Annotated in this window: 12 protein-coding genes; 6 read left to right on the forward strand and 6 right to left on the reverse strand. The window is 40.0% G+C overall.

Features of this window, described 5'->3' with window-relative positions; translation table 11 throughout:
- Positions 1-21: 21 nt before the first annotated feature.
- The 3 genes from H70737_RS19560 to H70737_RS19570 all read right to left on the reverse strand — a co-directional run bounded on the left by H70737_RS19560 (position 22) and on the right by H70737_RS19570 (position 2,057).
- Entirely contained in the window at positions 22-1,002 is a 981-nt protein-coding gene (locus tag H70737_RS19560; RefSeq protein WP_042189849.1) for a LacI family DNA-binding transcriptional regulator, read from the reverse strand.
- Positions 1,003-1,142: 140 nt separating this feature from the next.
- Positions 1,143-1,538: a VOC family protein gene (locus H70737_RS19565; RefSeq protein ID WP_042189851.1), complete on the reverse strand. Its 396-nt coding sequence runs from the start codon at positions 1,536-1,538 to the stop codon at positions 1,143-1,145.
- A 42-nt stretch (positions 1,539-1,580) separates the two neighbouring features.
- Complete coding sequence (locus H70737_RS19570; RefSeq protein WP_231573313.1) at positions 1,581-2,057, reverse strand: DinB family protein; 477 nt, start codon at positions 2,055-2,057, stop codon at positions 1,581-1,583.
- Between the two features lie 183 nt (positions 2,058-2,240).
- Here H70737_RS19570 and H70737_RS19575 point away from each other — a divergent pair, with 183 nt between their 5' ends.
- The 3 genes from H70737_RS19575 to H70737_RS19585 are packed head-to-tail and all read left to right on the forward strand — an operon-like array spanning position 2,241 to position 7,077.
- Positions 2,241-3,368, forward strand: a complete 1,128-nt coding sequence (locus H70737_RS19575) for a helix-turn-helix domain-containing protein (protein WP_156113153.1) — start codon at positions 2,241-2,243, stop codon at positions 3,366-3,368.
- A 41-nt stretch (positions 3,369-3,409) separates the two neighbouring features.
- The gene (locus tag H70737_RS19580; protein ID WP_042189857.1) at positions 3,410-5,251 is read left to right on the forward strand and encodes an ABC transporter ATP-binding protein; all 1,842 of its coding nucleotides are present in this window, start codon (positions 3,410-3,412) and stop codon (positions 5,249-5,251) included.
- Positions 5,248-7,077 (forward strand): ABC transporter ATP-binding protein, encoded by a 1,830-nt coding sequence (locus tag H70737_RS19585; protein WP_052404353.1) that lies wholly within the window; start codon positions 5,248-5,250, stop codon positions 7,075-7,077. The genes H70737_RS19580 and H70737_RS19585 overlap by 4 nt, the downstream gene beginning before the upstream one ends.
- A 42-nt stretch (positions 7,078-7,119) precedes the next feature.
- Here the strand turns inward: H70737_RS19585 and H70737_RS19590 are convergent, their stop codons facing one another.
- On the reverse strand, positions 7,120-8,055 hold the full coding sequence (locus tag H70737_RS19590; RefSeq protein WP_042189859.1) for a LysR family transcriptional regulator: 936 nt from the start codon (positions 8,053-8,055) through the stop codon (positions 7,120-7,122).
- Between the two features lie 155 nt (positions 8,056-8,210).
- Here H70737_RS19590 and H70737_RS19595 point away from each other — a divergent pair, with 155 nt between their 5' ends.
- The gene (locus H70737_RS19595; protein ID WP_042189861.1) at positions 8,211-8,828 is read left to right on the forward strand and encodes a histidine phosphatase family protein; all 618 of its coding nucleotides are present in this window, start codon (positions 8,211-8,213) and stop codon (positions 8,826-8,828) included.
- 64 nt (positions 8,829-8,892) lie between these two features.
- On the opposite strand, the gene H70737_RS19600 is transcribed toward H70737_RS19595, so the two are convergent.
- Both H70737_RS19600 and H70737_RS19605 read right to left on the reverse strand, forming a co-directional pair.
- Entirely contained in the window at positions 8,893-9,138 is a 246-nt protein-coding gene (locus H70737_RS19600; RefSeq protein ID WP_042189863.1) for a hypothetical protein, read from the reverse strand.
- Positions 9,139-9,276: 138 nt separating this feature from the next.
- Positions 9,277-9,828 (reverse strand): polymer-forming cytoskeletal protein, encoded by a 552-nt coding sequence (locus tag H70737_RS19605; protein ID WP_042189865.1) that lies wholly within the window; start codon positions 9,826-9,828, stop codon positions 9,277-9,279.
- Between the two features lie 311 nt (positions 9,829-10,139).
- On the opposite strand from H70737_RS19605, the gene H70737_RS19610 reads away from it, so the two are divergent.
- Both H70737_RS19610 and H70737_RS19615 read left to right on the forward strand, forming a co-directional pair.
- The gene (locus H70737_RS19610; protein ID WP_042189867.1) at positions 10,140-11,051 is read left to right on the forward strand and encodes a LacI family DNA-binding transcriptional regulator; all 912 of its coding nucleotides are present in this window, start codon (positions 10,140-10,142) and stop codon (positions 11,049-11,051) included.
- A 49-nt stretch (positions 11,052-11,100) separates the two neighbouring features.
- Positions 11,101-12,366, forward strand: coding sequence for an MFS transporter (locus H70737_RS19615; RefSeq protein ID WP_042189869.1), 1,266 nt, complete (start codon positions 11,101-11,103; stop codon positions 12,364-12,366).
- The last annotated feature ends 10 nt before the right edge of the window (positions 12,367-12,376 follow it).

A 12,376-nucleotide genomic window follows, 5' to 3' on the forward strand; every position in this document is an offset into this window, starting at 1 on the left:
CAACCTTTCTTATGTTGTCATCTATTCTTTTCTTCTTGTTGTTTCCCGCTCCACAAAGCTAACGGGTAATTGAATGATTTTATCTTCTACTTTATCTTGCTCAATTAACTTAATAAGTAAACCAGCTGCTTCACGGCCCATGTCATGTGCAGGCTGACGGATAGTGGATAACGAAGGCGACAACAAGCTGCTGAGTGGGATATCATCGAATCCAATGATTTGGAGATCCTGTGGCACTCTTTTACCTAAGCGATGTGCTTCATGAATAACAGCTGTCGCCACGATATCATTACTGGCAATTACACCATCTGTATCTATATATTTATCAAACAACTCTACAGCCCATTGTTCCGCTTCCGTGTGGGAGAAGGATGAAGTCTGGATCACTTGATAAGTGATTCCCATTTCATCAAGTACTTCAATCGCACCTTGAAATCGATCTTGCGCCGGTTTAATATGCGCCGGTCCTTGCATAACTGTAATTTTGGTGCTTCCCCGTGCAATGATTTCTTGAGCAGCAAGGCGTCCGCCTTTTCTGCCATCTGCATATACGGAGGGACTGTCATTAGAAGTACGGTCAAGAAATACAACCGGAATTTTCAAATTAGAATAAATATCTTTCTCGGGAAAATTGGTTGATGAGATCATGCCAATGACATTATTTTGGATAAAGGTTTGAATATAATCCAATTCCTTTTCCTCGTTCTCATCACTATTACCAAAGATTATTCGATAACCATGCTCCTGCATCCGATCTTCTATCCCACGTGCTAATTGCGGGAAGAATGGGTTCGTAATGTCAGGCAATAGAAGTCCTATTAATTTGGATTTCCGTTTATACAATGACCTTGCAACCTCATTAGGGGTATAATTCATTTCTTTGATAGCTGCCTCAACTTTTTTTCGAGTATCGATATTCACATAACCAGATTCATTTAACACCCTAGAAACGGTTGCTACCGACACTCCAGCTATTTTTGCAACATCTTTAATCGTCATCATGATTCATTTCATCCCCCAATGTGTAACCGGTTACATGTATTACATTAATTAGATTATCATAAAACCGTTTTCATTACAAATCTTTTTTCGTTCCAATATATAACAAAAGATATCGATTGAACTCGATATCCTTAGTGAGGCTAATAAACCAGTTCACAATCATGGTGTTCCCAAACATCAAATAAATTACCATCCAGATCTTCAAATACAAAAAACTTACCATACTCACCTTCGTCACTAATGTTTCCGACTTTCACATCTTCACAACTCAAATTGTTATGAAGTGATACGACATCATTAGTAAAGAAAGTGATCACCCATCTTTTCTTATCCCTTACCTCGAACACAGCTCTTGAATCATGATCACTTTGTGTTAAACATAGGATCGGTCTATTCTCTCTAAATAAGCTTAGATTGCCTTCTCTTCGATCCCTAATATTAAAACCAAAATGTTTCACAAACCAAGCTGCAGATTTCTCCAAGTCTTTTACTGGGATCACATTATATGCAATACCTAAAATTCTTCCAACCTCCATCCAATACCTCCTTGACCTTAGACTTTTATCTACTAAAGATCTCTAAAGACTTTTATCAGCAAATCGATTTAATAGTTTGATTGTATTAAAATGCATCCCTTCATGGTAAAGCGTGAAATTTATGAATTCTCCGATTGTATTTAAGGTTAATCCACTTCCGGTTGTAAGCGGTGTTGCTTGCTCACTTAAGCGATTGTGCATTGCTTCCTGAATACGTTTGGGTTGCTCCGAAAGCATCTTAATTAACACTTCAAGTGTTGGTGGTTTCTCGCTCCACTCTGCAGGTTTAGTACCTTTTGCAAATAATCGTTCAAAGCTTTCCGGCAATTGCATAAGCTCCCTAGCGGAATGAAAAGCGAACTTCTCTTGCACCAAATAAATATGTCCCAAGTTCCATCTAATGTTGTTATTAAGGCCCTGTGGAATGATATCTAGTAGTTCCTCGGAAAGTTCTTCAACTGCACGAACAGTAACACTACGTACAAATTCAATTTGTTTGAACACGATTTGCTCCATCATAGCCCCTCCTATTTTTTATCCATAGTTTACCATGCACGACAACCGAATCCCAGCAGTTAGTACGAATTGTAAAATATCCCTTTACAAAAGAAAACGAATGGTTTATTTTAACATTAAGTAATTATTAAATATTACTCGTATTATCCCAACATTTAAATTCTATAGCAATAAATATCGGAGGTTATGATGGAAGATAACATGAAAGATACCTTACTATCGAACATAAAATTTGCGTACAACGAAGCTTTGGAATTCATTGTTTCTATGGGAATGATTGCTTGTGAAGAGCAGTTGCTTAAGGCAGCAGAGGATTACAAACTTGAAATGGACCCACAAGTGTTGTCTTATCATAAAGATGCACGAGCACGGTTGTCACCTCACTCCTACCGAGAACTTCAGTTTTTTTTCCAGTACAACTTTTTTCATAAAGCACTCGATTTTGCTTTCTATGAATCCATTTGCACCTGTCCAGAACCACAAACAGCTGAAGCATGGATAAATCGACTGGAAAAGAGTCCTGCAGAAAAGGTAGTCGCTGAAATGGTATATGGTGTGTATTACGATAAATTAGATGAGTTGCTAGAAGGAAACGATTGGGAAATCGTCAAGAAGGATACCCGCTTAATGGCTGAGCTTGTGGCAAGAACAAAACCACAGCTGGATGTGATTGAAGCGCAGGGGCCATTACTAGAGTGTCTTGCTTATCCCGAAGAAACTAAGCTACGTTATATGCAGCTCTTAAACCAGTTCTACAAGGATGTCTTTTCACTTTGGAAAGAGGAGTTAAAAAGGGAGTCTGAACAAGCCTCTCAGCGTTATGAAGGTTTGTTCCTAGCGAATCCTGAAAGATTCATTCGTGATATCAACAAAAATGAACCTGCAGTTTATGATGTTCCCACTACTTTTCATGTCAGCTTTTTCTCACAAGTTGGGAATCATGTTCTCTTCTTTTACGCAGGAAGTTCCCGTATCGCTTGGGTTATATTCGGCATTTTTAATGATCATGTATTCGGACCAGCTGCTGATCGAGAGAAAACTGAACTTTTTTTAAAAGCATTCTCGGATAAACGACGTTTAGACTTCTTGCTGCTCTTAAGGAATCGCCCTCACTATGGACAAGAAATTGCATCAGCACTTGGCATAACGCCCGCGGCAGTAACTTATCATGCCAACTTCCTATTCTTTTTAGATCTTATCGAACTAAAAAGAACCGACCATCGATTATATTACCATCTTCGAATGGATAAATTGAGAGAATTACTTGCCGTCACCACAAAAGTAATGCTCGATGAGGAACCTCCTATCTTTTAAGTGAACCAGAGCAATTAAAACCATAGTGGGGAGGGTCTAAATTGAATGGATCTACAAACATAGAAGCAGACTCGATCAAAAAATCCAAAGTAGTTTCTAACACTTTTATGCGTTTACTGAAACTTGGAAAACCCTATTTAGGCTGGTACCTCATATTATGTCTCTTAGCTGCCGTCGTTTCCCTTTCAACAGTTGGGATAGCCGAATCTTTACGACGTATAATCAACGCTGCTACGAATCAGAACATGTCCTTTTTAATGTCTGGTGCTATCTTTGCTCTAATAATCGTTATTGTAGATGCTTTAGCCAGCTTCTTTTTGACTTACTTATCAGGTGTGCTTGAATTCAAGTCGACCTCCAAGCTTCAGGTATCACTGCTAGCTAGATTATTAAACGTACAGATGAAGGATTTGGATCGTTATCATTCTGGTGATCTCATTAGTCGTATCAATGATTCTGCCCCAGCTGCTCAGCAAGGTATCAATCAGAAGACCATTGAACTATTCAGTAATCTGATGCAAATTACATTTCTCCTAACTTATCTGCTCTCACTCCAATATGTCTTAACGCTCGGAACTATATTGATTTGCTCGCTTGTTCCACTTGTGATGATTCCCTTCACTTCCCGCCTACGTTCCATGCACGAGCAAAGACAGCAAATTGAAACCGCTCAACAAATGTTTATTCAAGATACGATACAGGGTGCTGAGGTTGTGCGTGCCTTCTCCCTTGCACCTAAGCTGCATAATCAATTCACACAACGTGTTAGGCAATATTTCAACATTCATTTACCTGTCACACGCTTAGAAGCTGTGGGCTATAATATGCCCTTTGCCGTTATTCTTAGTGGATTGCTATATGTTCTCTCCTACGGCGGATATCTAGTTATCCAAGGGAGATTGGATGTGGGTGCAGTGGCGGCATTTCTGATTTGTTTCGAGCAAATTACAAACCCTGTATCAAAGCTGGCTAATCTATGGACAGAATTACAAGCCTCGCTGGCGCAAGGTAAACGATTGTTTGAAGTCCTTGATTTACCAGAAGAAGACGCAAGCCTTGAATGTAATCAGGAAGATTCTCATAAAGAAACGCCGATGAATAACAACCAAGCAATTAGTGGCTTGTACCCTATCACCTTTGAGAATGTAGGTTTTCTTTATGGTAATCATCAAGTATTAACTAACGTAAATCTAACCATAGAACCAGGTAAAGTAACTGCGTTTGCCGGTCCTAGTGGCAGTGGAAAAAGCACCCTCCTTCAATTAATACTCGCAACCTATGAACCTAATGAAGGGGTCATCCAATCTGGTAAGTTGCCGTTAAGCAGCATTCCCCCTCGGTCTTGGCGCAATCATTTGGCTTATGTTTCTCAAGAGCCTTATCTGTTCACTGGAACCCTATATGAAAATATTGCATGGGGAAGACCTGACGCAACCTATGAAGAAATTATTAAAGCAGCAAAAAGTGCGGGGATACATGAATTTATTATGAGAACCCCCCTTCAATATCAGACTTCCATTGGGGAACGGGGCCATACCTTATCTGGCGGTGAAAGGCAGCGGCTATCTATTGCCAGAGCGTTTGTCCGAGCGCCTAAGCTTCTCCTTCTTGATGAACCCACAGCTGCACTTGATAGCCATAATGAGGAGATTGTCGGCCAGGCCCTGCAAGAACTCATGCATGATCGTACAACGGTTGTTATCGCACATAGATTATCTACCATCAGAAATGCAGATCACATTTATTATATGGAAGCGGGTTCTATTGTTGAAGCTGGGACTCATCTGGAGTTAATGACTTTACAAGGACGGTATTACAATATGGTTGAGACCTCAATGAAGAAGGCTGATATTTCTGCTCTGGTCAGGGAGGTAGAGATATGAATGAGATGGAATCCAAGAATCTTAAACTGGGGTATGTTCTGCGTAGATTAATCTCTTACGCTAGCCCTTATCGAATTGGATTTATTGTGGCTGTTCTCCTTCTCTCTGCTAAGCTTGTAATGGACATAGGATTTGCAGCCATTCAGCAAGTATTTATTGATACGATCAACAACGCCAATATGAATGCATTAACACGTATAACTGTAATCTGTGCCATTGCTTGTGTCATCATTATCTGCTGTCTTATGGTGCAGCATTACTTCCGTTTTGTTATGCAAAGTCGGATGGCTTGGGATATTCGTGCGAAGCTGTTTGACAAAAGTCACCGACTTCCATTCCGTTACCTTCAGTCGATGCATTCAGGTGATTTGACTTCGCGTAACACTAAGGATGCAGGGATGGCCATGGGGATGATAAACAGCATCGTATACGATCTAGGCTATAATCTACTTCTCTGTTTCATTTCCTTTCTATATTTGGCTAAAATGGATGTCTGGATCGCCCTGTTAGCTCTTGGATCAGGTCCCCTTGTTTTTCTGTCCGGACGTTTCTTTGATCGCAGATTACGAAAATTATCTACTCAAATATATGCAAAAGAGGCGGAATTGCGAGGAATCTTACAAGAAACGCTTCAAGGAATGAAGGTCGTCAGAGCCTTTTCGCTTGAAGAAACTCTCTTAAATAAATATGCGTTGGAACGTGAGAAGTTAAGAAGAATGCAGCTGCGAAAATCGCTTCTAAATGGTCTCTTATGGCAATCTTCTGCCTTTATCAACAATCTCGTAATGGTGACATGCGCCGCTTTAATTGCGTTATCAGCTCTAAGTGGCGGAACATCAGCAGGTGAAGTACTCGCTTTTATTATTTTGATGGGTAGGGTTCAATGGCCTTTTGTCCATATGTCTCAAACATGGGGAGGTGTCCAGGAGGCTTTAGGTGCAGCTGACCGCGTATTCGCTATACTTGATGCACCGGATGAAGGAGCTACTCATCCTTTGCCAGAATCCAGCTCATCAACATTTGCTTCCGTAGAGGTAGCTGCATTACAAATAGAGGATGTCCACTACAACTATTCGGGTAAACCGGATAATGAAGCCTCCCTATTTACAGGGCTTAATATTCATATACAACATGGAGAAACTATCGCAGTAGTCGGGCCAAGCGGGTCAGGGAAGACGACGCTCGTTCGATTATGTAATGGACTTTATGAGCCTACTGCAGGAAGCATCACGGTTTATGGAAAGTCTGTACATGATAAGCTTGAAGAAGCACGCGCAATGATTACCTATGTTCCCCAAACCCCTTATTTGTTCTCAGGAACTATACGAGACAATATCGCCTTCAGTTCTAGTACAGCTAGCGAAGAGGATATTCGAGAAGCCGCTCGGCTCGCAGGTGCAGAAGAGTTTATTACGAAGATGCCCCATGGTTATGACACTATCCTAGGTGAACATGGATCGACTTTATCTGGTGGACAAAGACAACGCATAGCCATTGCCAGAGCTTTTCTTCGTGATGCTCCACTCCTTCTTCTAGATGAAGCAACTTCCGCACTCGATAACGAATCTGAGCGAATGATTCAGCAATCGCTTGATTTGTTAATGAAGAATCGAACCACATTGGTTATTGCACACAGACTATCCACCATACGTGAAGCATCTAGAATTATCGTGTTAAATCAGGGTTCGATTGTTGAGGAAGGTACACATGATTCCTTATTAGAAATGAATGGGCTATACTCACAATTATATAACATTCAATTTAAATCTTCTGAAGCAGAAGACATTAGTGCACCTGAGTTGCTTCAATTACATTCCAACCTTTGATCTCAGTTCAATGCATACATCGTAATTCATAAGTTATTTTAATTAAGGTGTATGCGTTGGAATCGAGTATAAATTATCCTCTTCTTTTAATCGTTTCATGACGAGCTTAATAAATGACTGGATATAGCTTTCTTGAAGCTCTTTCTTTCTGTGGCTCATCCATATCGAATGCTTAGAGACTACATTTTCCACTTCGACCTTGGCTAACATACCCTGATCAAGATAAGGCTTTGCTAACAACGCAGATACAAAGCTAATCCCATAACCGGCAATCACGGCTTGAATAACCTCATTTACTCCATTAAATTGCAGTTCGATCTTCGGTTGTTGTATCTTTCTTTCTTCACATAATTGTACAATTCTCTCTCTGGCTGCACTACCTTCCTCCCTCATAATAAATGCCTCAGCCATCACTTCCTCAAAGCTAACCTCCTGCTTGGCTAAAGAATGATTTGAAGAAACTACGAACACATACTCGTCCTTGTACAACTCACGATGTTCGAACACCCCTGTATGATGAGAAGGAAACGCCATATCACTATAAATCGCCACGTCTGCTTCAAAGTTATTTAATTGTTCCATGACTTCATGAGAATTTGCAGTAGAGATCTGAATTTTAACCTCCGGAAAAGATTGTTTGTATAATGATGCCCACCGGGGGATGAGTATGCTTGTGGCCAGGTAATTGCCTGCAATCCGAATATGGCCCGCAGGAAATTTATGATAATCCTCAATAATCTGCTGTACCTGTTCACCCATAGCAAATAACTTTTCAAGTGGTTCGATCAGTTTTCTCCCAATCGGTGTTAGCACCATTCTCTTTCCTATGACCTCTAATAATACGATATTATTCTCCCGTTCAAATTTGCGGATCTGCGCTGATATAGCGGGTTGACTAATGTGCAAACGTTCGGAGGCTTTGGTCACACTCCCTGTTATCGCAACATAATAAAACAATTTTAATACATGATAGTTCATTCTGATTTCTTCCTAACTATATAAAATAAAATCATATTTAACGGACCTTCGGCTTTCTTATTATAACTATACATTATGAATATTAACTATTATATATTGTTTATTTATAATTATTTATCTTATACTTACAACTATTCAAAAGGGAGGTTTCGTTAATGAAGGAGACAGTATTATTTCTAACCCGTCACGGGCAGACCGAATGGAATTTGCAGAAAAGAATGCAAGGACATCAAAATTCAGCGTTAACAACCTTGGGTGAACAGCAAGCGGAATGGTTGAGAGAACGTTTGGAAGGTGAGAATTTAGGAGCCATTTATTCTAGTACTAGTCCAAGAGCATTGCATACTGCGCAGATTTTACGAGGAAATCGGAGTTTACCGATTCAACAGCAAGCTTCATTAATGGAAATTAACATGGGCATTTGGGAAGGAATGAACACAGATCAGATTGAACAAGAATATCCATTACAGTACACCCATTTTTTCACCAGACCTGATCTTTTTATTCCTCTAGCCCCAGGTGAGACCTATAGTCAGCTTGAACAAAGAGTAACGCCGACTATTGAGCGTATCATTAACGATAATGAAGGACATGAGGTACTTATTGTCACGCATCGGATGACCCTGAAAGTCATTATGGCTCATTTTCTCAATAAATCATTGCAGGAATTAGGGGAACTACCGGATATTCTCTCTACAGCATTGTGTAAAGTAACCCTAACTGACAACAATACAACTATCGATCTGTACGGCGATACTTCACATTATCAATAAATCCTTCTCAAAAATAAAAAAGGAAACTCCGATTTAAATGGGGTTCCCTTTTTAGACTTCAATTTTAAATTTCCACACTTTTGATTGTAAAGCTGCGGACCTTCATCCATTTTCCTGAAATAAATTCGTCAATTGTTTTCGTCTTCGGTCTAACACAAAAACGATGCTTGCTCCCTTTATCAAAACCAACTGCTTCAAAAATCAGGCCGTCACCTATTTGCTCCTTAAAGAACACTTGCTTAAGTCCCAATCTATTTAACATTTCAAGCTTTACACTTTCGATATATGTGCGTGAATACTCCTTAGACATATGTGTTCCTCCTAGTAGTGGTAGTAATATTATAAGTTCAATATTAAGAAAATCAACCGAAGATCACATAATCACAAAAAGAAAAAAGCCAACCCATAGTCTATGGATTGGCTTCTACTGTATAAGTTGATTACGAAATTATTTAACTTCTGTTGTTCCAGTCACTTTTCCATCAATAACAGCTGATGTTTTCAGATCTTCGCTCGCGAAGTAGAGGTTACCATCAATAGTGGCGGTTTCAGGCAGAGTAAAGCCTTTCGCTTCTACATAAACATCGCCTTTAATCGTTCCGCCTTCAACTTTCAAATTCTCACTTTGTACTGTAAACTTTGGTACGGTTAGTGTATAAGTAGCAGTGATCTTGTGATCAGCATCTTGCGAATAAAGGGCAATCTTACGGTAGATGTCGCCATCTGCGGCTCCTTTATTACGGAATTCTCCAGCTACAACAACCTCATCAGGAATCGTTACATCATTTAGAATCGCAACAATCCAGTTTCCATCTTTGCTAACAGCCTTAGTAAATGCATCTGCTTGATTCACAATCGAAGCTGTAGTGACAGCATCTGTCTGCTCAGCAGCCGGAGCTGAAGTTGCCGCCGAATTGTTTGCTTTATCCTCATTTGCTCCACAACCTGCCAATACTGCTACCGAAACCCCAGCCACTAAAATCATTTTAAATAGTCTCATTTTCGATTCCCCCTAATTTTGATTATGAATTAATTATATATTAAAATTCTTAATAATTAAGTGAATAATTTCACAAATTTGTGTCAGTATCTAAAGCGGTTTCACAGCGCGCTCTCTTCCCGATTAAGATTCGTTCCCATGAGCCACACCTCTTCTCGCTGACTGATTTAGCTTCTTATATCTATTTACCCAAATTATAAAAATGAACACAAGCATCATTTGCTTCTTGGTATAAAGTCAATCGTTGACTCTTTTCAAGTGTTAATGATAATATTTGGAAATAAATATCTCAGCAAGGGAGAAGTTTACTGGTGAAAAAGACTACAATGAAAGACATCGCGCTACAAGCTAATGTCTCCGTTGCGACTGTAAGCTATGTTCTGAACCGCGTCGATAACCAAACCATTCCTGAGAAGACCCGCAATCAAATTCTGTCACTTGCCGAAGAACTTCATTACATTCCTAATCTAGCAGCCCGTTCGCTTGCCAATAAAAAAACGGGATTAGTAGGGATACTTGTCAATCATTCTGCTTATATGCCTCCTTGGAAACTCTATGCCCAGTTTACCTTTATCCGTGCTTTGGAACAGCGTTTAACGGATGCCGGATATCATACGCTGTTATATTCTCTTGGTACTGACCATCCTTCTCTGAATATCATCGTCGAAAGAAAGCTCGAAGCCGTCTTTCTGATCGATGTACACGATGAATCCTTCTATTCGATTTCCAAACATTTTGTAGAAGGCATCCCTTTGATTTTGATCGACAGCATGATTGAAGATAAGCTGTTTAAGCAAGTTCTTTACAATTATCGTTCAGCTCTACAAAAGGTAATGCCGGAGGATCTTTCACAGGTTTGTTTAATTATGGAGAGCTTCAATAACTCCCTACTCACTAGCTTTATCCAAGACAATCTTCCTTTACCTGAGAAAGCAATATTCAAAGTTCAAAATATGGAGGAATTGAATACAATCTTATCGGAGGGGATTTACAAAGAGGCCATAGTTATTAATGAGTTTATCGGAAGTTGTGTTGAAAGATCCGGGGTATTCGCACGTCTTTCTGTTCTATGTACCTGTAATTGCCCAGAAATGCTTGGAGAAGACGTTCAGAAATTCATATTCACTGGGGATAAATCAGCCACTGCTTTTGAACTAATGGAGGAGTTATTACATCGTCCTGACTACTCCAAACAAGAGAATAATCGTTATTTTGTTGATTAATTTTTTTTCGATATTCACTTAAGCGTTTAAGTCGAGAGGAGATTTTCCAATGACAGATCCTGTATTAGCAAAACATGCATCCACCACCGATCAATTCTATCCAACCCTTTGGGGAAACCGGAGATTTATGCTGCTACTCAGCTCGTATTCCATTTCCTTGTTTGGAAATACCTTTCACAGCATTGCTTTAAGTTTATGGGTACTTCAGACGACCGGAAGCGCTAAAATGATTGCCATTATTACGATAATCAATTTATTGCTCAGTTCTTTACTCGGATCGATAGGAGGCACACTCGCAGACAGGATCAATCGCAGAACCATTATGTTAATCACTGATTTGATAAGCTGCGGTCTAGCAGTTACGCTTGCTCTGGCCATTTCCATGTCTTCTACATCATTCATTATCGTGGCCATATTAACGGGACTTACGACAGTCTCAGCATTATTCCAATCCCCTGCGTATCAAGCTTCAATTACCACTGTAGTTGGAAAAGAACATGTACAAAAAGCAGTCGGGATTCTGAACCTGTCGGAGAACATCTGTCGGACGATTGGGTATTCGGCTGGAGGTATTTTTGTAGCAAGTTTTGGAGCGGCAGATGCCATATTATTTGATGGAGCTACATTTTTCGTTTCCTTTCTACTAGTTCTTGCTGTCCGCTCCCTTCCACTCCCAAACCGAGTGAATACCGGACCTAAAGAAGAAAGAAAATTCACACAGGATCTTGCGGATGGCGTTCGTTATATTTGGAAATACCCCTTCGCCCGAGCAATAATCATCATGCTTCCTACGCTCACTTTGTTCTTTATGCCTTCACTGATGCTAACGCAAGTTATGGCCGTCAAAGTATGGAATTCTAGTCCCTTTCAGTTTGGACTCATGGAAGCCTGCATTCCTCTAGGTTATATGATTGGTTCCAGCATGATCTTGTTTCTCGGCTCCAAATTAAAGAATCGCGGCTTCTTTATCATGACTGGACTGCTGTGTCTGGGTCCCCTGTACCTCCTGTTATCGTTCGTCACTACTGCTAACTTAGCCATTCCCATCATTCTTCTAATTGGCTTTATGTTCTCATTCTGTACATTGTTGATAAATACCATCCTCAGACTGGAAGTTTCGGAGGATATACAAGGTAGAGTCTTCGGTGTACTTGGCTCCATTATGAGTGTAGCACCCTCACTTGGTCTTACAGCTGTTTCATTCCTGTCCGATCACTTCAGTCCAGCCCCTGTCATGGGTTCCATCGGAGTCCTGATACTACTGTTTGCTTTATTAACTTTGACCAAGTTAAAGGTGATTCGAAATTATAAGTAATTTTAGAACA

This window comes from Paenibacillus sp. FSL H7-0737 (assembly GCF_000758545.1).
GTDB lineage: Bacteria > Bacillota > Bacilli > Paenibacillales > Paenibacillaceae > Paenibacillus_AQ.